27 protein-coding genes and 1 tRNA gene are annotated in these 19,285 nt (G+C 70.7%); 4 read left to right on the forward strand and 24 right to left on the reverse strand.

The window, feature by feature from the left end; translation table 11 throughout:
- Positions 1-744: 744 nt before the first annotated feature.
- The 21 genes from ACH5AC_RS25475 to ACH5AC_RS25575 form a co-directional block, all read right to left on the reverse strand.
- On the reverse strand, positions 745-1,191 hold the full coding sequence (locus ACH5AC_RS25475; RefSeq protein ID WP_398864473.1) for a hypothetical protein: 447 nt from the start codon (positions 1,189-1,191) through the stop codon (positions 745-747).
- Complete coding sequence (locus ACH5AC_RS25480) at positions 1,188-1,847, reverse strand: hypothetical protein (RefSeq protein WP_398864475.1); 660 nt, start codon at positions 1,845-1,847, stop codon at positions 1,188-1,190. Before ACH5AC_RS25480 ends, ACH5AC_RS25475 begins: the two co-directional genes overlap by 4 nt.
- Positions 1,848-1,873: 26 nt before the next feature.
- Positions 1,874-2,023, reverse strand: a complete 150-nt coding sequence (locus ACH5AC_RS25485; RefSeq protein ID WP_398864476.1) for a hypothetical protein — start codon at positions 2,021-2,023, stop codon at positions 1,874-1,876.
- A complete protein-coding gene (locus tag ACH5AC_RS25490) occupies positions 2,023-2,355 on the reverse strand; it encodes a hypothetical protein (protein ID WP_398864477.1) in 333 nt (110 codons plus the stop codon). Before ACH5AC_RS25490 ends, ACH5AC_RS25485 begins: the two co-directional genes overlap by 1 nt.
- Complete coding sequence (locus ACH5AC_RS25495; RefSeq protein ID WP_398864478.1) at positions 2,352-2,570, reverse strand: helix-turn-helix domain-containing protein; 219 nt, start codon at positions 2,568-2,570, stop codon at positions 2,352-2,354. The genes ACH5AC_RS25490 and ACH5AC_RS25495 overlap by 4 nt, the downstream gene beginning before the upstream one ends.
- The gene (locus ACH5AC_RS25500) at positions 2,567-2,812 is read right to left on the reverse strand and encodes a hypothetical protein (RefSeq protein ID WP_398864479.1); all 246 of its coding nucleotides are present in this window, start codon (positions 2,810-2,812) and stop codon (positions 2,567-2,569) included. The genes ACH5AC_RS25495 and ACH5AC_RS25500 overlap by 4 nt, the downstream gene beginning before the upstream one ends.
- The gene (locus tag ACH5AC_RS25505; RefSeq protein ID WP_398864480.1) at positions 2,778-3,416 is read right to left on the reverse strand and encodes a WhiB family transcriptional regulator; all 639 of its coding nucleotides are present in this window, start codon (positions 3,414-3,416) and stop codon (positions 2,778-2,780) included. Before ACH5AC_RS25505 ends, ACH5AC_RS25500 begins: the two co-directional genes overlap by 35 nt.
- Positions 3,386-4,024: a hypothetical protein gene (locus ACH5AC_RS25510; RefSeq protein WP_398864481.1), complete on the reverse strand. Its 639-nt coding sequence runs from the start codon at positions 4,022-4,024 to the stop codon at positions 3,386-3,388. The genes ACH5AC_RS25505 and ACH5AC_RS25510 overlap by 31 nt, the downstream gene beginning before the upstream one ends.
- The gene (locus ACH5AC_RS25515) at positions 4,021-4,434 is read right to left on the reverse strand and encodes a hypothetical protein (RefSeq protein ID WP_398864482.1); all 414 of its coding nucleotides are present in this window, start codon (positions 4,432-4,434) and stop codon (positions 4,021-4,023) included. Before ACH5AC_RS25515 ends, ACH5AC_RS25510 begins: the two co-directional genes overlap by 4 nt.
- On the reverse strand, positions 4,431-4,988 hold the full coding sequence (locus tag ACH5AC_RS25520) for a RusA family crossover junction endodeoxyribonuclease (protein WP_398864483.1): 558 nt from the start codon (positions 4,986-4,988) through the stop codon (positions 4,431-4,433). The genes ACH5AC_RS25515 and ACH5AC_RS25520 overlap by 4 nt, the downstream gene beginning before the upstream one ends.
- Positions 4,985-5,707, reverse strand: coding sequence for a hypothetical protein (locus ACH5AC_RS25525; protein WP_398864485.1), 723 nt, complete (start codon positions 5,705-5,707; stop codon positions 4,985-4,987). The genes ACH5AC_RS25520 and ACH5AC_RS25525 overlap by 4 nt, the downstream gene beginning before the upstream one ends.
- Positions 5,704-5,922 carry a hypothetical protein gene (locus ACH5AC_RS25530; protein ID WP_398864486.1) on the reverse strand — a complete coding sequence of 73 codons (219 nt, stop codon included), beginning with the start codon at positions 5,920-5,922 and terminating at the stop codon, positions 5,704-5,706. The genes ACH5AC_RS25525 and ACH5AC_RS25530 overlap by 4 nt, the downstream gene beginning before the upstream one ends.
- Positions 5,919-6,647 carry an exonuclease domain-containing protein gene (locus ACH5AC_RS25535; protein WP_398864487.1) on the reverse strand — a complete coding sequence of 243 codons (729 nt, stop codon included), beginning with the start codon at positions 6,645-6,647 and terminating at the stop codon, positions 5,919-5,921. The genes ACH5AC_RS25530 and ACH5AC_RS25535 overlap by 4 nt, the downstream gene beginning before the upstream one ends.
- Entirely contained in the window at positions 6,644-7,642 is a 999-nt protein-coding gene (locus ACH5AC_RS25540) for a recombinase RecT (protein WP_398864488.1), read from the reverse strand. Before ACH5AC_RS25540 ends, ACH5AC_RS25535 begins: the two co-directional genes overlap by 4 nt.
- A 2-nt stretch (positions 7,643-7,644) precedes the next feature.
- Positions 7,645-8,745: a YqaJ viral recombinase family protein gene (locus tag ACH5AC_RS25545; protein ID WP_398864489.1), complete on the reverse strand. Its 1,101-nt coding sequence runs from the start codon at positions 8,743-8,745 to the stop codon at positions 7,645-7,647.
- Positions 8,742-9,536 (reverse strand): hypothetical protein, encoded by a 795-nt coding sequence (locus ACH5AC_RS25550; protein WP_398864490.1) that lies wholly within the window; start codon positions 9,534-9,536, stop codon positions 8,742-8,744. The genes ACH5AC_RS25545 and ACH5AC_RS25550 overlap by 4 nt, the downstream gene beginning before the upstream one ends.
- Positions 9,533-9,658, reverse strand: a complete 126-nt coding sequence (locus ACH5AC_RS25555) for a hypothetical protein (protein WP_398864491.1) — start codon at positions 9,656-9,658, stop codon at positions 9,533-9,535. Before ACH5AC_RS25555 ends, ACH5AC_RS25550 begins: the two co-directional genes overlap by 4 nt.
- Positions 9,655-9,822: a hypothetical protein gene (locus ACH5AC_RS25560; protein WP_398864492.1), complete on the reverse strand. Its 168-nt coding sequence runs from the start codon at positions 9,820-9,822 to the stop codon at positions 9,655-9,657. The genes ACH5AC_RS25555 and ACH5AC_RS25560 overlap by 4 nt, the downstream gene beginning before the upstream one ends.
- Positions 9,819-10,169, reverse strand: a complete 351-nt coding sequence (locus ACH5AC_RS25565; RefSeq protein ID WP_398864493.1) for a hypothetical protein — start codon at positions 10,167-10,169, stop codon at positions 9,819-9,821. Before ACH5AC_RS25565 ends, ACH5AC_RS25560 begins: the two co-directional genes overlap by 4 nt.
- A 118-nt stretch (positions 10,170-10,287) precedes the next feature.
- On the reverse strand, positions 10,288-10,620 hold the full coding sequence (locus ACH5AC_RS25570; protein ID WP_398864494.1) for a hypothetical protein: 333 nt from the start codon (positions 10,618-10,620) through the stop codon (positions 10,288-10,290).
- Positions 10,617-10,844, reverse strand: a complete 228-nt coding sequence (locus ACH5AC_RS25575; RefSeq protein WP_398864495.1) for a helix-turn-helix domain-containing protein — start codon at positions 10,842-10,844, stop codon at positions 10,617-10,619. The genes ACH5AC_RS25570 and ACH5AC_RS25575 overlap by 4 nt, the downstream gene beginning before the upstream one ends.
- A 243-nt stretch (positions 10,845-11,087) precedes the next feature.
- Between ACH5AC_RS25575 and ACH5AC_RS25580 the strand changes: the two genes are divergently transcribed.
- A complete protein-coding gene (locus ACH5AC_RS25580) occupies positions 11,088-11,570 on the forward strand; it encodes a helix-turn-helix domain-containing protein (protein WP_398864497.1) in 483 nt (160 codons plus the stop codon).
- A 12-nt stretch (positions 11,571-11,582) separates the two neighbouring features.
- A complete protein-coding gene (locus ACH5AC_RS25585; protein WP_398864498.1) occupies positions 11,583-12,191 on the forward strand; it encodes a hypothetical protein in 609 nt (202 codons plus the stop codon).
- Here the strand turns inward: ACH5AC_RS25585 and ACH5AC_RS25590 are convergent.
- Both ACH5AC_RS25590 and ACH5AC_RS25595 read right to left on the reverse strand, forming a co-directional pair.
- Entirely contained in the window at positions 12,176-13,993 is a 1,818-nt protein-coding gene (locus ACH5AC_RS25590) for a tyrosine-type recombinase/integrase (RefSeq protein WP_398864500.1), read from the reverse strand. The two genes, ACH5AC_RS25585 and ACH5AC_RS25590, sit on opposite strands and share 16 nt — an antisense overlap.
- 105 nt (positions 13,994-14,098) lie before the next feature.
- A tRNA-Leu gene (locus tag ACH5AC_RS25595) sits at positions 14,099-14,182 on the reverse strand.
- A gap of 383 nt (positions 14,183-14,565) precedes the next feature.
- Here ACH5AC_RS25595 and ACH5AC_RS25600 point away from each other — a divergent pair.
- Together ACH5AC_RS25600 and ACH5AC_RS25605 are read left to right on the forward strand one after the other, a co-directional pair.
- Positions 14,566-15,339: an ABC transporter ATP-binding protein gene (locus ACH5AC_RS25600; RefSeq protein ID WP_398864501.1), complete on the forward strand. Its 774-nt coding sequence runs from the start codon at positions 14,566-14,568 to the stop codon at positions 15,337-15,339.
- A complete protein-coding gene (locus ACH5AC_RS25605; protein WP_398864502.1) occupies positions 15,339-17,867 on the forward strand; it encodes an ABC transporter permease in 2,529 nt (842 codons plus the stop codon). Before ACH5AC_RS25600 ends, ACH5AC_RS25605 begins: the two co-directional genes overlap by 1 nt.
- 53 nt (positions 17,868-17,920) lie before the next feature.
- Here the strand turns inward: ACH5AC_RS25605 and ACH5AC_RS25610 are convergent, their stop codons facing one another.
- The gene (locus tag ACH5AC_RS25610; RefSeq protein WP_398864503.1) at positions 17,921-19,213 is read right to left on the reverse strand and encodes a class I SAM-dependent methyltransferase; all 1,293 of its coding nucleotides are present in this window, start codon (positions 19,211-19,213) and stop codon (positions 17,921-17,923) included.
- Positions 19,214-19,285 lie beyond the last annotated feature (72 nt).

Raw genomic sequence — 19,285 nt, forward strand, 5'->3', positions numbered from 1 at the left:
GCCCGCGGGCCCGCCCCCCCCCCCCCCCCCCCCCCCCCCCCCCCCGCCCCGGGGGCGGGGGGGGGGGGGGGGGGGGGGGGGGGGGGCCCCCCCGGGCCGCACCGGTGCGGCCACCCTCCGGCCTGCGGTTCGCCCGTTCGGCGGCACGATCCGCTGCCCGCTGAGCGGCTCGCTCGTCCCACACGTGGTGGTCCAGCAGCTCGTACTCGCTCGGGAGCATCCGGCGTGGGTTGGTCGGGTCCGGCTGCCGGTGCACCTTGAGCAGCCCGCGGTTCTCCAGCCGCTTGGTGGCGCGGTCGACGGTGTCCACGGACTTGCCGATGCACTCGGCCAGCCGCTTCCTCGTCGGCACCCACGGCGGGACGTGGTTCGGGTCGATCTCGTCGGTGACCGGCGACTCGCGAGTCTCGGCGTCGACGAACGAACCGATCGCCGCGTACAACGCCTTGTCGACCGGGTCCACGCTGCCGTCACGCGCGAGCTCGGCGTCGAACTTCACCCAGTCCAGGGCTGCGCCGCGACGTGTCGCGCGGGGGTAGCAGGTGCTCACTAAACACCTCCTCTCTCAGCTCGTCGGGGGCAGGGTCAGGTCCGGGGCCCCGGCTGCGGGGCCGGTTCGAAGCGCGCACGCAGCGCCCGCTTGCGGTCCCGGATCACCTGGTCGGCGCGGGCCAGGGACTTCTACGAGCGCGCCCTGGCCGCCCTGGGCGACCGCGCCCAGGGCTGACGACAGCGCGCACCGGCTCATCCGCTGCGCTCGCTCTGCTGGATCGCCGCGCGGCACAGGCCGGCGACGTCGATCAGGAGCCGACAGACGCCTCCGATGAACACCGGCGGCCCGGCCTGCAGAGCGGTCTCCCAGTGCGCGCGGGCTGTGTCACGGTCGCCGTTGCAGTACGCGACGAAGAACCGGGACGCGAAGCCCTGCACAGGGTCGTCGAGCGCGCCTTCCTCCAGTTGCTCGATCATCCAGAAGTCGCCGCGCATCGGGTTCGGGGCCGCGTCGCCGTACATCATCTGCAGCGCCTTGTGGCCGGCGTCGGCGATGGCGTAGCAGACGCCGAGCATGCGGGCGGCGTCGCTGTCGGTGCCGAGCCGCGCGACCAGGTCGGCCGCGCGTTCGCCGTCGCCGGTGATGGCCGCGCCGAGCGCCTCGTGGATGAGCTTGGCGGCCTCCTCCGAGGTCATCATGCGGCGTTCCCGGGGAGGTGGAGGAGCGCGGCCTCGTACTGGCGGGTGAGGCTGGCGCGGGCGAGCAACGGCCGCGGGTCCTTCTCCGCCTCTTCCTGAAGGACGCCCAAGCCCGTCACGAGGCCGTCGAGAGCCTCGCTGTACGTCGCCGGCCGCCCCTCGCGCCACCAGGTGACCTCGGTCGGGTCGCCGACGTCGAACAGCTGGAGCATCGGCTTCTTGGCGAACCGGCGGGTCGTCCAGACCGCGCAGACGCCCGGGTTGCGGGGGCACATGATGCCGTCCGGTTCGACGGTGTCCTCGGGCAGGTTGTCGCGGCGCCGCATGTGCGGGTGGGTGAGGAACGGGCAGGCGCGGGCCGCGTACTCGGCGCAGTCCTTGTGTGACGGCGGCTCTGCGGAGACGCGGTTGATGACGCACATCCCGCCGAGGACGAACGCCTTGTAAGCGCCGAGGGTCTGGCCGCACAGGAAGCACAGGTTGAAGCGGACGGCTTCGGTGATGCCGCCGGGCTTGACCACGCGGTGGTCGGGCTGGCCGTCGACGTAGCCCACGAACCACGGCACCAGGCGGCCGTGCTTGTCGAGCGGGAGGCGGGCGAGGCGGGGTGGTGGGACCGGCACGTCGGCCGGGGAGGGCAGGGTGGCGCTGTTCACTGGGGGGCTCCTGGGTGGGGCTGGAGTCAGGTCAGGTCGGGGAACTGGCCGGTCATGCCGATGGCGAACGCGACGCCGCCAGTGAGCCACCACCAGGCGTGGAAGGGCGTGGCCCAGGTGGCGGCGGCGACGGCGGCCCCGGCGGTGAGGGAGAGCCAGAAGCGGCGTGCGGTCATCAGCAACCGTCCAGGTCGAGGTCGAGGTCGATGTGGTTGCGCGGCCGGTGACTGCTGGCCGACGGGGACGGCGGGGCCGTCGCGGTGGCCGCCCGGCGCGGCTCCTTGCTGACCCGGGCCGGGGGCCTGTCGCCGTTCTTGCGGCTGCTGCTGGAGGACGTCTTGGTGGCCTGGACGGGCCCGGCCGGGACCGCGTACGCGACTGCCGCGCACGGGTCGGCCGGGCTCTGCGCCTGGTCGCGGTCGCCGCAGTAGGCGACGCCCAGGCCGAGGAGGATGGCGAGGGCGGCGAGTCCGGCGATGGTGCGCGGGTTCCACGGATCGGTGCTCATCGGCTCTGCCCGGTGACGGGGCGGGGACGGCCGCCGCCGCGCTTGCGGAGCTTCGTGCCGACGGACAGCAGCAGGTTGCGGACGGTGCCGTACGAGTAGCCGGTGCGATCGGCGAGGTTCCGGATCGAGGAGCCGGCGTAGTACTCGGCGCGGAGCCGCTCCGCGAAGGCGGTGCGCTCCTGCCCTTTCTTGCGGGGCTGGCGGGTGCTGATCACGTCAGTTGGAGCCTCTCGTTTTCGTACGCCTCCGCGTACTCGCGGATCTGCTGAGCGACGGCCAGTTCGGCGCACACCTTGTGCGCCGGGCTGCCGCTGCTGTCCCGGAGGTGGGTGGGGAGGCCGCCGCACTGGTACCGGCAGGGCAGTGCCTTGCGCTTCCAGTGGCCGCGTGCCGACCAGTCCAGGACTCCGGTCGCCGGGGGTTCAGGCCGTCTGGGCTGGCTCGTGCGGCGGCCCATCGGTGGCCTCCTCGGTGGCGGGCTCGCGGGCCGCGGGCAGCAGGGTGAGCGCGTTGCGTTCGTCGGTGTCGAGGCCGCCCCAGACGCCGGACGGCTCCCGGCGCTCGAGTGCGTCGTGCAGACACGACGGGCGGGCCGGGCAGCGGGCGCACACCCTCTTCGCCTCCTGCCGGTTGGCGACGGATTCGGCGTCGTCGCCGTCCGCGAACCAGTAGTCGGGCGTCTTGCTGGTCTGGCACGCCGCGCCGTCTCCCCAGTGCGGTGGGCGGGCGAGGGTGTCGGGGGCGTAGTGGCGGCTGCTGGGAGAACGCATCAGGAACCTCCTCCTGATTCCGGGTCCGGACGCGTCCGGACGCGCATCCGCCGACGCGTCGGGACGTGCGTCCGGGCAGGTCAGCGGGTTGGTGCTGGAGCGGGGCGGGAGAGCGGCGGACAGCGTCCGGACGGCGTCCGGACGGACGTCCGCCACAGCCAGAGCCACGGCGGAGGCCGCGAGCGGCAGCCCCCACACGTGCAGCAGGGACAGGGCCGCGTTGACGGCCTCGTAGCCGTCGACGAGCCAGCACAGCAGGGTCAGCACGACGGCACCCCCTTGGTGCGCCACCGTTGAACGGTCTCCGAGCGCACGCCGAGCCGACGGCCGAGGTCGGCCGCCGACATGGCGGGGTCGGAAAACCGGAACGCGAAGCGGGCCTCACGCATGTCGAGCTCCGGCCACGGCTCCGGGCCGCGCAGGCACCGGCGGATCGCCACCACGTCCATGCCCTGGACGGTGGCCTCGGCGGGCAGCTCAGTCAGCGCCGCCAGCTCCACCGCAGGCGCGGACCGCAGCACCGAGTCCGCAAGGTGGCCGCCCGCCACACACCGGTTCAACCGGCACGTGCCGGTCACCTTGCCGACCGGCTCGCGGCCGTGGTGCAGCCGGAACGACAGCCGGTACGCGGTGACGTCCTTCCCGGCCATCGGCACGCCCTGCCCGGAGTGCCGGCCGCGCCAGCGGCGGTGACCGCCGCGCAGCTCGACCGACAGCTCCTCGAAGTCGTCGCGGGTCCACTCGGCGCCGCGACGCACGAAGAACGGCGGGATGCCGAGGTCCGCACGGACCTCGGCGACCGCTCGCTTACGGACGTGGAGCAGCCGGGAAGCCTCGCCGTTGGAGATGGGGCCTTCCTTGAGGCGGCGAGCGATCTTCTCCCACGTCTCGGGGCTCACGCCGCACCCGCCTTCGCCTCGCGCATGACGCGGTCGACCAGGTGCGAGCCCTCGACGCAGTGCTTTATGGCACAGCCGACCCGCACCTGGCCCTCCGGTTCGCGGCCGTGCGTCATCCGGAAGACGACCCGGGCCGCGGTGGTGAAGTGGTCGACCAGCGGCACACCGTCCCGGGTGCGGCGTCCGTTCCACCGTCGGTGCCCGCCCGAGGTGAGCAGGGCGTTCATCATCACGACCAGTTCCGGCGTCATGTGGTCCAGGTCCGCCGGGAGCGGCATCGGGGGCAGGCCCATGCCAGCCCGGGTCTGGGCGACGATCCCGCGACGGCAGCCGAGCCGGTAGGCCAGTTCGACGTCCGAGATCGTCTCGGCCTCCAGAAGGCGACGGATGTTCTCGTGGGAGCAGTTCATGACCGGCCCGCCTTCGCTCGGCGCGCGGCGGGCACGCACTCCCGGGAACAGCACTTCTGCGTGAGCCGGGTGGGCGTGAACTTCTCGCCGCAGCCCTCGCAGTCGCGGACGTAGTCCGTGCCGCGCTGCATCGTGGAGACGTGTGGCGCCAGCACGAGGATCGTGCGCGGGTTGGCCGGGTCCAGCTCGATCCCGCCGTACTTCGCGGTGATCTGCGAGTCGTCCAGCCACAGCAGGCCGTTCCCGGCGTCGCAGACGTGCTTGAGCATGTTGTCCGAGTCGATCTCCTGCCGGGTCGAGCGGAAGAAGACGCAGCCGAGCGCGACGTTGCCGGTGAGGGGGCCGCGCCGCCAGAACTGCCGCATCCGCCACTGCGTGGCCTGCTCGGCTGCCGCGTCGGCCGGGTCCTTGTAGGCGTGGCCGTCCGTGTCGAAGCGGGGCCGGGCCTTGCTGTGCGGCTCCCCCAGCAGGATCGTGCCCCACGACTCTTCCGCCTCGGGGGCGAGCAGCTGCATGAGCTGCTCGCCCCGCTCGCGGTCGGACAGGCCCGTCACCGGGCACCGTCCGGGCTGTCCGGCTGGGCCGGGATCACCACCGCCGGGTTGCGGACCTTCGTCAGCACCACCGAGTCGGCGTCGCGGGCACCCGGGTTGACCTCCGCGTACAGCGTCACCTCAGTGAGCCCGGCCGGGCCCACCTGCGTCCGCGAGTTCGCGAGGAGATCCATCGGCACGGTCACCGGCTGGTCGGCGCTGTACGCCGGGATGAGGGCCTGCACGGTGCGGGTGGCCTCGTCGACCGACTGCACGGCGACGAGGGACTCGACCCGCGGCCCCTGCCGGGCGTCCAGGTAGGCCCGCCCGAAGTCGGTCAGCTCCGGCAGCCTGCCCGGCGCCCATCGCACGTACCGGCGTACCGTCAGCTTCGGCAGCGCCTCCATGAAACCGGCCTGCACGCGGCCGTCGGCGAGGCCCTGCAGCAACCGCTCCAGCTCCTCCCGGAGCGGCTTCTCCGTGGCGAACGTGGCCGCGCGGACCATCGCGGCCCGCCACGACAGCGTGCCCCTGGTGGACTCCGCCGAGCACGGGCAGTTCGTCACCTGCGCGATCGCCTCGACGTCGTCGACGTGGCCGGAGCACTCCATCACGCTCGCCGCGCCCAGCGCGCACAGAGCAGCCGTGCAGCACGCGCAGTTGGGGCAGTCCGGGTTCGCCGGCCGGACATAGACCGGGCCGAACGGCTCATGCGTGGGGCCGTCGTCGTACATGCTCATGCTTCCCCCTGGGTGGTGTGCTTGTGGGAACTGACGACCTCGAGTCCGCTGGCTCCGCCGGGGAACGGGGCCGCCTCGACGCCGCTGACGTGGACGTGGGCGGGCTCGGCGGCCTGGAGTGCCGCCGCGCGACGGCCGCACCACTGCGCGGCCAGGGCGAGGGCACCGCAGCCCGCGAAACAGGCTGCGGTGCCGACATGGAGCAGGTTCGTCACGTCCCGGCCCCCGTGGGTGCCGGGATGAACGGCCACTCGTAGGGGGCCTCGTCACAGGCCCCGAACCGCTCCATCTGCCAGGCCAGCCACTCGTCGCGCAGCTCGCGCGCCCAACGGGCCTGCATCTCGTGCAGCTCGCCGACGTCCTGACGGCCGACCCACGGGAACCGGCTGCCGATCTTCCACGTGACGCCGCACGCGGCCTTGGCGTCGACCTCGCTGTTGTGGGCGCCGCCCTCCAGCGGCACGCGGTAGTGGTGGCACAGATCCACGAGCCGCCGCTTGCCCTTGCGGTAGCGGTCCAGGTGCTTGTCCAGCACCCACGGGTCCAGGACCACCGGGGTGGCGTCCCACACCGACTTCACGCCGTAGCGGGCGCACTCCCGCTCCAGCAGCGTCATGTCGAACGGGGCGTTCATCACGACGATCGGCCACGACTGGGCCGCGTACTCGGACAGGGCTGCCGCGATCTCCGCGACGACCTCGGCGGCCGGGCGGCCCACTGCGCGGGCGTGCTCCGTGGTGATGCCGTGGATCGCGGTCGCGTCGGCGGAGATCTCCGCGCCACCGAGGTCCGACCACCAGGTGCGGGCGACGGTCGGCAGGCCGCCGCCCCAGCGGACGACGCTGCCGGTGGCGATCCGGTCGTTGTCGACGTCCAGGCCGCCCGTCTCCAGGTCGAAGCCGATCAGGGGCTTACGGGTCCAAGACAGAGGAGCGTTCATGCGGCACGGGTCCTTCCTCGGCGAGCCCTGCGCGAGAGCTTCCGACGGGGCTGCGACCGCTTCACGGGCAGCCGGCGGGTGATGGTGGGGGCCGGGGCGTCCTGGGACGCCTCAGCGGCCTGAGATGCGGCCTCCGCCTCCGCGAGGAGGCGGGCCGTCTCCGGGTCCGGCGCGTGGAAGGACTGCGCCTCCCCCGCCTCTCCGGCGTCGTCGGTCTTGACCAGGGCGACGAGCTGGGCGCTCATCGGGACGACCTTCGCCAGACGACGCACGGCCGACTTCATCCACATCTCGACGAAGTGCGTGTGCCAGAAGGTGTCTTCGCGGCCCTCGGCCTTCGCCCGCTGGTACGCCTCGCTGTACTGGTCGCGGATCTCCTCCGCGTCCTCCCCGGTCAGCGCGACGACCTGCGAGCGGGCACCGCCCTTGAGCCAGGCGAAGGCGTACGCGACGATCACCTCGCCGCGCTCCTTCTTGGACTTGCGCAGGTCCGGCTCGTGCACGAAGTCCTCGCCGACCGGCGCGGTCGGCACGTAGTGGAAGACGTCGTTCTCGCGGATCACACCGACGTGCACCGAACGGACCGCCCCGGAGCGGTACATCAGGTCGACGAAGCCCTGCGCCATCGGCACGAAGCGGGCCAGCTTGCCCTCGCGGGTGATGACGGCGTGCTTCTCGTCCGGCAGGAGTCCGAAGCGTGCGCAGGACAGCAGGGCGTCGAGCACGCTGGCCGGGGTGCAGGTGGCCAGGCGCGGCAGTGCGGGCCGCAGGGCCGCGAAGAACGTGGACCGGTCGATGTGCGCCGGGAGCGCGTCGTCGAACTCGTCCGCGTACTGCTCCAACCAGTCCATGACCGTCTGGTTCATGGGCGGGCTGACCTGCTCGGTGCCCTTGATGTCGGCGAGCTGCTCGGGCACGCCGACCGGCTCGACGGCCGGGTCGGGAGCCGTGCCGGTCGCGATGCGCACCTTGTCCTTGAGGCTGAGTGCGGGCATGGTCAGGCCCCCTTCTTCTTCGTGGTGGCCGGCTTGGCCAGGAGCTGGCGGGCCTGGAACTTGCGGTAGAGGTCGCCCTGTTCGGCCTTGAGGCGCTTGGTGTCGAGCTGCGGGGCCATCACCGTGTAGCGGTCGACCACGGCGGGGTGCGCCTCGCTGAGCCGCTTCGACGCGAGGGTGCCGTTCTGCTTGTTCGTCCAGACGACGCGGCCGGTGGTGTCCTTGACGATCTCGGACGGGCCCGCGATGTCCCGCATCTCGTTCTTGACCTTGCGCAACTCGTCCTCTGCGGCCTCGACCGCAGCCTTGCAACGCTCGTGCTCGCCGAGCAGACGGTCGGCGGTCTCGACGTCGATCTCCTCGACCGACTCGGGCTTGACCTCCCACAGCATCGCGAGGAGCTTCTCGGTGTCCTTCGAGCCGTCGATGGGCGGAGGGAAGCCGTCGACGATGTGCCGCTGGTACCAGGCGCCGCAGAACCGGAACAGCTCCTGGATCAGCTCCTCGTCGCGGTCCTGCCGCCACACGCGGAGCCGGTTGCCGCCGATGACGGCCGCGACGTACGAGTGGTCCCAGCCGCCGACGGCGGTGTTCCAGTGCGCCTGGAGGGCAGCGGCCTCGGGCGGCTCCTCCTCGTTGTCCCACTGGCGGGCGACGTGCTCGCTGTGGTTCTTGCACTCCAGCGGGGCGATGACCCGGCCGAAGGAGTCGAGGACGAACCGGTCGACGTTCGAGCGGGCCCAGCCGTGATCGATGTGGGCGAGCGTCCCGGGCGGCATCGCCGTCTTGAGGCCGGTCTCGTCCTCGAACTCGGCCGCGACTACGGGCTCCATCCGGCGGCCGAACCGCATGAACCGGTTGTCGGGCTGCTTGAAGCCGTGCTTCTCCTCGTAGACGCGGCGCGGTCCGCGCTTGGCCATGCCGAGGATCGCGGCGACGTCGCTGCCGCCGATGCCGCCGTGCCTCACCTTCTCCCAGCGGGCGCGGAACTCGGGGTCGTCGAGGTCGCCGGCCGGGAGGATCAGCCGCGCGGTCGGCGCGTACGGCAGGCCGACGGGCTCAAGGTCGGCCAGGTCGAACAACAGGTCAGGTGCAATAGTCACTTCTCGTCCCCCGTGGTCGTGCTGGTGTCGGCGTCGCGCGCTGTCGTGTCCAGGTGGACCAGGTAGAGCGCTGCGGACTTGGCCGACGTGTTGGAGCCGCTGAGGCTGGTCATCGCGAACTCGCGGACCGTGTGCGCCGCGTCGTACTCGCGGTGGTCGTTGAGCCGCTCAATGGCCCTCTGCGCACTCAGCCACGGGTTCTCGGCGAGCCACCCGGCGAGCAGGGTCACGGCCTTGGTGTAGTGGCCGCCGTCGACGGGCTGGATCTCCCCGCCCCTCGGCTCGCCGTGCCGGTGCGCCTGGGTTCCTCGCCGGGCCTCGCGCAGCACGGACCGGTAGTCGTCCTTGTGTCCGCACGGGTTCGTCCACGCGTCGCGGACGAGGCGTACGCCGTCACGGACGAACGTGTCGGGCCTGGCCTCACCGCGGGGGCCGCCGCAGGTCTGGCACCGCGCGGAGATCTCGACCTCCGCGATGCGTACGCCCTCGTAACCGGCCTGGCGGCCGTAGTCGGGCACGCGGACGATGCGGGTCTGCGGCAGCGGCTCCAGGGCAAGCCCGTCGGTGCACCGCGCCCAGACTGCCCATCCCTGCTCGTGCGGGTGCGCGGACGCCTGGAAGGAGCCGACGGGCCGGTAGGCGGGGTACTTGCCGCCGTTGATGCCACGGGCGACGGCGTCGGCGCCCTGCTTGTTGCGGTAGACGTTGACGAGGATCTCCGTGCCGGGCTGCTCCTGGCACCGGTAGGCAGCCGCGAAGTGGTCGGCGGCGGTCGCGTACGTGATGCTCACTTGCCGCCCCCGTTCTCGCCGTTGGTGCGGGTCTGACGGGTCAGGGCGTGGCGGACGGCCGCGCGGACGGGGCCGTGGACGAGGACGCTGCACAGGTTGCAGCGGCGCGGGTCGTGCTTCACGAGGCACCCCCGCTCCAGCGCTCGGCCTGCTCCACGAGAGTCGGCTGCTGACGCTTGGGGTGGCTCTCCAGCCGGGCCCGCGCGATGACCGAGACGGGCAGCAACAGGGCGCAGCCGACGAGCAGCACGAGGACGACGGTCGAGGCGATGTCGTTCCAGCTCACTGGCCGTCACCGCCCTCGGGGGCGTGGTCGCCGGCGAGGATGCCGCGCAGCTCGGCGCCGTACAGCGGCTCGCTGCCGGTGAGCGGGTAGCTGGCCCAGACCTCTACGGGCACGTCGTCGAAGGTGGTGACGAGCTGGGCCAGGCCCTGGCCGTCGCCACCGGCGCGGATCTGCGCGGTGCGGGCGACGGTGCCGCCCATGATCTCGGCGCAGGTGTCGATGATCTCGCCCCGGCCGGTCTCGCTGATCTGGTGTCCGGTCAGGACGCCGGGCGTGTCACCGACCGGCCAGACCATCGAACTCAGCTTGGGGTGGTCGCTCAGGAGGTGTGCGAGGGCGGCAGCCACTGCCGCGTCCCCGGTAAGGTTCTCCTTCAAAGGGGGCCTCAATTCGCAGAGTTGTTGAGGTTTCTCCTGGTGGCGGGGTCGTCCGGACCGGGCAAGGGTCTGGGCGGCCCCGTTGCCGTCAGCGGACGGCGACGACGCCGGGGCGGGCCCCGGCGGGCTTGATGGCGGCCAGCGAGCGCACGGGCTTTTCCGGCGTCTGGGCCGGGTGCTGGTTCAGCAGCCCCTCCCAGATCTCGTCCGGGATGACCGTGAACAGCTGCTGGATGATCCGCAGTTCGCAGTCGCAGAACACGACCGATTCGCCGAGTCGCTGGTGAGGCAGACGGCTGATGCGGTCCTGGAGGAACCGCTTCTTGCAGCCGAGCTTTTCGGCGGCGGCTGCGTAGTCGTAGTTCCGGACCTCGGTACACGTGCAGTGCGGCCGGGACGGTCGGCGGACGGCGGTCTTCACGCCGGTACCTCGACCTTGGGTTCGGCCTTCGGCACGAGTTCGTCGAGCGGGATCTCGTAGGCCCAGGCGAGCGCGGTGACGTTCGCCAGGGAGGGCACGGACCCCGAGAACAGGCGGGTGACCACGCTCCTGTCGACGTCGGCTCGGCGGGCGATTTCCTCGTGTGTGTTGTCGCCCTTGGCGGCGGCTCTGGTTTTGAGGAGTTCGGTGTCAAGGCGGAGCAACGCGGCCCCTCCCTTCGTGTGCGTGCATGCACGCTCTCTGTGCGTGCATGCACAAGCTAGATCATGTGCATCCATGCACACAAGCCCGACACGACGGAGATCATTAATGTGATTTTTCGAGCGCGCGCCGTAATCAATCACGAACACAAGCTGCGCAGTTGTGTCACAAGGGCGATCACCTGCGCCTTGTGCACCCATGCACGCCCCTGCCGTGAGGCTTGCCACCCCAGTAGCCTTCGCTGTATGCGGAGCAAGGGATCACCCGAACGGACCGGCGAGAGCACCGGCCCCGCGGCATTGGGGAAGCTCGTCGCCGAGCTGGCCCCCAAGGCCGGCTACGACCTGACGCGAGGCAGCACCGGACGCAGACGGCTCGCCGAGAACGCAGGCATGAGCGTGTGGGCCGTGGCCCGCATGCTGCGCGGCGAGACCCTCCCCAAACCCGAGAACATCGGCGGCCTCGCGGCAGCCCTGGGGGTAGACGAGGACCCGCTACTCGACACGGCCGGATACCGGAATCGGTCAGATCGAGCCAAAAGCGGAAATCAGCCTGTACTGTCAGTCGCCAATCCGCCCTCCCCGGAGGCGATTGCGGACCTGTTGGGAATCACCCATTCCTTCGTCCGCAAGATGCTCGTGAGCAGCATCAACGAGGCCGTACGGCTACAGCGCGAGGCAGACCAACACGAAGACGGCGAGGCCGGGGGAACAGCCGTCGCGAGGTAGGACGGGGGATACATGCAGCGCCCTTCCAACCGACCGAACACCATGGCTGTCGTCGGAGTGGGAACCGTGACCGGCGGGGCTGCACTCGCGGCCGGCGAGGGGGAGTTGGCCATCGCGCCCGGCATCACACTGCCCATCGTGTGCCTGACCGCCGCTGCCGTGAGCATCGTCCGCCGGTACATCGCCCACCAAGAACAGCGCATCCGCGACCTGTTCACGGGACTGGCGCGCCAGCACGCCGAGCGCGAGCGCGAGCTGGACCGGCGGGAAGCCGATCTCGCCCTTCGTGAGGAAGCATTCCAGCGCACGCGATGGATCACAGATCTGCGCGTCGCCGGCCTCTACGCGCGCATGGACATGATGCGCGACGAGTGGGCCAGCGAACACCTCGCCCACACCGAGTTGCAGGTCGAATACCGCGAACTGGCCCGCGAGTTCAACGAACTCTGCCTCGAATCAGCACAGGCGCCACCGGCAGAGGTCCACCAGTCGCCGGTCGCCGTGGGGCAGACCAGCCCAGCAGGAAACAGTCGCGGGCCGCGACGCCAGCAGCAGCGTCGCGGCCCGCGGCCTTTCCTCTCTGTCGTGGAAGCCCCCCGAGGACATCAGGACTCGGTCTGACCCACCCGGGCCCTCACGACCGCCGGATGGTTCGGGCAGATCTGCAGCGCCCTCGCCCGCGCCTTCACGTACGCGGACCGCACCTGCTTCTTGTCCGTGCCCCAGGCCCGCGCTTCCGTCTGCGCAGCAGGACCGGACCGGTGCTGCGCCTCGTAACGTGCGGGCGAGGTGGTGTAGCCGTCCTCCCACTCCCAGATCCAGACCTCACGCAGCTCGTGTGCGTCCGGCGTGGTGGCCTGCTGCTCACCGTCAGGGCCGTAGACAGCCGGCCCGAGGGCCCAGACCTTGACGCGGCCGGGCATGGCCGGGTGGACGCCGTCCAGCGTCCCGTGACGGGCCTCCCACAGCGATGCCGACCGCTGTTCCACGCGCGCCTCCTGGCGCCGCTCCAGCTTCCACACATCGGCAACCAGGCGGGCGAAGTCGTCCCGCCAGAACGCTTCTTGATGGCCGTCCGGAAACACGACGACGTGCACGACCGACCCGTCAGCCGCCGACACCGCGGCGGCCTTCCTTGCGGCCGGGACGGTCGCGGGCTCGGGCAGCGACACATGCGTGATCGGGGAACCGTCCAGCGAGGCGTCGATCGTCGACATGGCCGCGTCGTCAGCCTCCGGCAGCAGGTGCCCATACAGGTCCGACGTCGTCTTGATCGACTCGTGTCCGAGGCGCCGCTGGACATAGGTCAGCGAGTGGCCGGCGGAGATGAGGGCCGCCGCGTGGCTGTGCCGGAGGTCGTGGATCGTCGGGTTCTTGTGGGCGGGCAGGAGGCCGAGTTCCTTGGCCTTCTGCACGGCCGCCATCCACTCGTCGTAGAACGTCGAGTAAGGCAGCCTCCCGCCCTGACCGTTGTGGTAGATCAGCTCGTCCGGCCCTCGGGTGAGCGCGCCCTGCGCCACCCAGTTGTCGTAGGTGTGCAGCGTGATCCGGACCGAGCGGCGTGACCGCTTCGACTTGGGCTTGCCCAAGTAGTGGCCCTTGGACTTGCTCCACTTCCAGGCGCGCACGACCTTGACCCGCGGCTTCCCCGGGTCAGTCCTGTCGAGGTGACGGCAGGCTTGTGCAGAGATCTCGCCCCACCGCTCGCCGGTTGCGTAGATGTCCTCGACGAGGCGTCTGCCCTGCACCGTACGCATGCATGAGGCGACCCCGGCGACCTCGGCGGGCTCCAGGAACTCAATGTCCTCGTCGATCTCGTCGTCGGCCGTGCCGTCGTCGTCGACCCGGGGCAGACGCACACCCTTGCACGGGTTGCGGTCCCGCAGCGGCGGATCGGCCTCGACGGCCTCCTGCATGATCGAGCTGAGGAGGCCATGCAGGTTCTTGATCGTCTTCGGCGACATCAGCTTGGTCTTGGAACCGCGCCGCACCTTCGTCAGCTCCAGCTGGTTCACCCACGCCTGGATCGTCCGCTTCGAGAAGTGCTCGCTGCTGCGGATGTCGCAGTTACCGAACGTCGGGTTGATGTACCGCGCCAGCTCCCCGTGGCAGGCATCGCGGTAGCGGTCCTCCACACCCGTGCGGTGGTTGACCGACTCGGCCGCGTACCGCTCGAAGCGGTACTCCGAGTCGTCGGCGGCATCAGGGGCGATCATCCCCTTGCCCTTCACCCAGCCGGGAGGCCAGTCCTGCCCCGCCTGGTTGACGGCTTCACAGAAGAGCTCCGCCGCTTCCAGGCCGGCCTCATCACCGTCGAACCGCTCGGATTCGCCTCGGCCGTTTCTCGCACCGCCTTTTCTCCACCGCACGCGGTAGCTCGTGACCACCCCGTCCTTGTTCTTCATGGGTTTCACGTACGCCATGAAGAGCAAGGTAGAGGTGCCGTGCGCCAGCGGTGCGCCAGCGACACGGACGAGTGACCGCGAAACCCGGCCGTTTCACCAGGTCAGACCCAATGAGCGGGCCAGTGCCCAGAACCGGACTTGAACCGGCACGCCCGCGGAGGGGCAGCGAGGTTTAAGCTCGCCGTGTCTGCATTCCACCATCTGGGCAGGCCGAAGGCTCCGCATCGAGGTTCCGAGCCTATCGGGAGGCATCCCCCGAACAGCGGCCGGTAGCCCCTATGTTGTCTTATTTTATTGGCGCCTGAGGGTGCATCAGCCCGCAGAACTGGCCATCCGCACTTGCCAACAGCCTTGCAAGTGACGCCCCCTCACGTAAGCGGAATGACGGAATTTCACCGTCTGAACAAGGGTGATCCACCGGTTCTCGACATCGGGGACGCCTGTCATCCCCAGGTATGACTCGCCGCTCTCCTGTCCGACCGGAGTCGCCCTGCGGAACCGGAACTGCGGCTGACTACAGGGCGGCACTCGGCCGGAACGATGGTCCACGTCCCCGATCCGCACCGTCGTCCCGACAGGAGCCCCCTCCCGTGACCACCACCCCCCTCGCCGCCTCCCGGACCACCGCGGTGGCCGCCCATGCCCAGGAGCTGTCGAAGATCTACGGACAGGGCGAGACCCAGGTGGTCGCCCTCGACCGGGTCACCGTCGACTTCCGGCGGGCCGAGTTCACCGCGATCATGGGGCCCTCCGGCTCCGGCAAGTCGACCCTCATGCACTGCGTGGCCGGCCTGGACACCTTCTCCTCCGGCTCCGTGCGCATCGGCGACACCGAGCTGGGCTCCCTGAAGGACAAGCAGCTCACCAGGTTGCGCCGCGACAAGATCGGCTTCATCTTCCAGGCGTTCAACCTGCTGCCGACGCTGACCGCGCTGGAGAACATCACCCTTCCGATGGACATCGCGGGGCGCAAACCGGACAAGGAGTGGCTGGACAGCGTCATCGAGATGCTGGGTCTGTCGGGGCGGCTCAGCCACCGGCCCTCCCAGCTCTCCGGCGGCCAGCAGCAGCGCGTCGCCGTGGCCCGCGCGCTCGCCTCCCGGCCCGAGATCATCTTCGGTGACGAGCCCACCGGGAACCTCGACTCGCGCTCCGGCGCCGAGGTGCTGGGCTTCCTGCGCAACTCCGTGCGGGGGCTGGGCCAGACGGTGGTGATGGTGACCCACGACCCGGTCGCGGCGTCGTACGCGGACCGGGTCGTCTTCCTCGCCGACGGCCGGATCGTCGACGAGATGTACCGGCCCACGGCGGACACCGTCCTGGACTTCATGAAGCAGTTTGACGCGAAGGGCCGCACCAGCTGATGTTCCGCACCGCCCTGCGCAACGTACTCGCGCACAAGGCCCGGCTCCTGATGACCGTGCTCGCCGTGATGCTCGGCGTGGCCTTCGTGTCGGGGACCCTGGTCTTCACCAACACCATCTCCGACGCCTACCAGAAGAGCTCCGCCAGGGGCTTCGGCCACGTCGACGTGGCCATGACGCCCACCTACCAGGAGGGCAAGGGCGACGAGCCCGGCAAGATGTCGGAGCTGACCGACGCGCTGCTCGACAAGAGCGCGAAGGTCCCGGGCGCCGCCGACGCGATCGGCGTCGTCGACGGCACCGTCCCCATCGCCGACAAGGACGGCAGGCTCATCGGCGAGGGCTGGCAGTCGCGCGGCGGGAACTACTGGGGCGACAAGGACCCCCGGTACCCGCTGAAGTCCGGCACCGCGCCGCGCGGCGAGAACGAGGTCGCCATCGACGCGGAGACCGCGCGGCGCACCGGCTACCAGGTCGGCGACACCTTGCGTCTCTCCGTCGACGGCCCCGTGCTGACGCCGAAGGTCACCGGCGTGTTCACCACCGACGACGGCAATGTCGCGGCCGGCGGCAGCCTGGTCCTCTTCGACACGCCGACCGCGCAGAAGCTGTTCGGCAAGGCGGGCACGTACAACGAGATCGCCGTGAAGGCCGCCCCCGGCACCTCGCAGACCGCGCTGCAGGCCGCGCTGGAGAAGGCGCTCCCGCAGGACCTCGTCCGGACCACCACCGGCAAGGCCCTCGCCGACACCCAGGCCAAGCAGATCGCCTCCGACATGAGCGGGCTGCGCCAGGCCCTGCTGGTCTTCGCGGGCATCTCGCTCTTCGTCGGTACGTTCATCATCGCCAACACCTTCACCATGCTGGTCTCCCAGCGCACCCGGGAACTGGCGCTGCTGCGCGCGGTCGGCGCCTCGCGCCGGCAGGTCACCCGGTCGGTACTGATCGAGGCGTTCGTCGTCGGCGCGGTCGCCGGGGCCGCCGGTCTGGTCACGGGCATCGGCATCGGGGTCGCGCTGCGGTCGCTGATCGGCACGCTGGGCGCGACCGTGCCCGACGGTCCGCTGGTGATCACCCCCGGCACCATCGGCGCCGCCTTCGCGGTCGGCATCGTCATCACCATGCTGGCGGCGTGGCTGCCCGGCCGCCGGGCCGCGAAGATCCCGCCGGTCGCGGCGATGAGCAGCGTGCACGCCAAGGCGACCGTCAAGTCGCTGGTGCTGCGCAACACCATCGGCGCCCTGTTCTCCGGCGCGGGCATCGCGACGATCCTCGCCGCCACGTCGATGCGCGGCAAGCAGGGCATGACCCCGATGGGCCTGGGCGCGACCCTGCTGATCATCGGCGTGTTCGTCCTGACCCCGCTGCTGTCCCGCCCGCTGATCGCGGCCGCGGCCCCGGTCCTGCGGATCTTCGGGATCACGGGCAAGCTGGCCCGGCAGAACTCGTTGCGCAACCCCCGCCGTACGGCCGCCACCGCCTCCGCGCTGATGATCGGCCTCACCCTGATCACCGGCATGACGGTGATGGCGGGCAGCGTGCAGAAGTCCATCGAGAAGATGGCGGCGGAGTCGCTCCGCGCGGACTACGTCGTGTCGATGGCCGTCGGCAACGGGCTCTCGCCGGACGTCGAGAAGCAGTTGGCCGGGGTCGACGGCGTCACCGACATCAGCCCCCTGCGGGAGGCCGAGTCGCTCGTCGACGGCGACTACGACTACCTCACCGGCGTCAACGGGGCCTCGATCGGCAAGCTCACCGACCCGGAGGTGAACGACGGCGCCTTCGAGGTGAGCGGGACGCAGGTCGCCGTGGACGCCTCCAGTGCCCTGCGGTACGGCTGGAAGGCGGGTTCGAGCTTCACGGCCGCCTACCAGGACGGCAAGAAGCAGAAGCTGACGGTCGCCGGGATCTACGAGGGCAACGACGTGATCAGCGGCATCCTCGTCGACAACGCCACCCTCACCCCGCACCTGTCGGACCCGACCGACAGGAAGGTCATGGTGAAGACGTCCGACGGCGCGTCGAGCGCCACGAAGGACAAGCTGGTCAAGGCCCTCGGCACCAACCCGGCGATCAGGATCCAGGACCGGCAGGACATCACCAACGAGATCGCGCAGATGTTCACGCTGATGCTGAACATGCTCTACGGCCTGCTGGCCATGGCGGTGGTCGTCGCGGTCCTCGGCGTGGTCAACACGCTGGCCATGTCGGTCTTCGAACGCTCCCAGGAGATCGGCATGCTGCGGGCGGTCGGCCTGGACCGCCCGAGCATCAAGCGGATGGTCCGCCTGGAGTCCCTGATCATCTGCCTGTTCGGCGGAGTGCTGGGCGTCGGCCTGGGCGTGTTCTTCGGCTGGGCCGCGGGCGAACTGCTGGCGAACGGCCTGCCGACGTACGAACTGGTCCTGCCGTGGGGCCGGTTGGTGCTCTTCCTGGCGCTGGCGGCGACGGTCGGCGTCCTGGCGGCGCTGTGGCCGGCCCGGCGGGCGGCCCGGCTGAACATGCTGACGGCGATCAAGTCGGAGTAGCAGCCGTACGACAGCGGGGGTCCCGTTCCTGACGGAGCGGGGCCCCCGCTCGTTCAGTTCCAGGTGCGGGAACGCAGCGGCATCCCCGAGTCACCGGATTCGGGGGTTCTGACGGCCAGCACCTGGTTGACCCCGATGCGGTTGCGCTCGAAGGCGAGCGCGGAGGCGGCCATGTAGAGCTGCCAGACGCGGGCCCGTCCCGGGCTGGTGAGTCTGACGGCCCGCTCCCGGTCCGCCTCCAGGTTGGCGACCCAGCGGCGCAGGGTCAGGGCGTAGTGCTCGCGGATCGACTCGACGTCGCGCACCTCGAAACCGGCCCGCTCCAGCTGGGTGACGGTGACGCCGATGGGCTGGAGCTCGCCGTCGGGGAAGACGTAGGCGTCGATGAACGCGTCGACCTCGTACGAGGACTCGTCCCGCTGCGGGCGCCGCCCGATCTGGTGGTTGAGCAGCCGCCCCCCGGGCTTCAGGAGCCGGTACAGCACATCGGTGTACTCCAGGTACCGCTCGGCGCCGACGTGTTCGGCCATGCCGATGGAGGAGAGGGCGTCGTAGGGACCGTCGTCGACGTCCCGGTAGTCCTGTACGCGGATCTCCACCTTGTCGGTGAGCCCCTCGCCGGCGACGCGCTTGCGGGCGTATGCCGCCTGCTCCTGGGAGAGCGTGATGCCGACGACGCTCGCGCCGTACTCACGGGCCGCGTGGATGGCCAGGGAACCCCAGCCGCAGCCGACGTCGAGGAGTCTTTGACCCGGCCTCAGGTCGAGCTTGCGGCAGATGAGGTCGAGCTTGTCGCGCTGGGCGGTTTCGAGGGTGCTGTCCGGGGCGGGCCAGTAGGCACAGGAGTAGACCATGGACGGCCCGAGGACGATCTCGTAGAAGTCGTTGCCGACGTCGTAGTGGTGGCTGATGGCGCGTCTGTCGGTGCGCTTGGTGTGCAGATGGCCGCGGCGTCGGCGCACTTCCTCGGGGGGTGGTGCGGGTGGCAGCGGCAGACCGCCGAGCTTGATCAGCCCGCGGACGGCGGCCCGGGACCCGGGGTCGCGCAGGGTCTCCAGGAGACCGCGGGCGTCCTCGCCCCGCTCCCACACCAGCCCGGCGAGCAGACCGAGGGCGGCGTACAGATCCCCCTCGATGTCCAGGTCCCCCGCGACCCAGGCACGGGCCAGGCCCAGTTCGCCCGGCTTCCACAGCAGTCGGCGAACGGCGCGGCGGTTGCGCACGACGAGTGTCGGCGCGCCCGGCGGGCCCGACCGCGAACCGTCCCAGGCGCGGATGCGCACCGGGAGGGGTGTTCCCAGCAACTGTTCCAGAAGGCCCTGTAGCCGTGACGCGGCGTCAGCCATGGCGTGCACCTCCGTGACGGGCGAACGATCCCGGATGTCCAGTGACCACGTAAGCACCAGAATGCCCGGAGC

Source organism: Streptomyces sp. NPDC018693, from assembly GCF_044391385.1.
GTDB lineage: Bacteria > Actinomycetota > Actinomycetes > Streptomycetales > Streptomycetaceae > Streptomyces.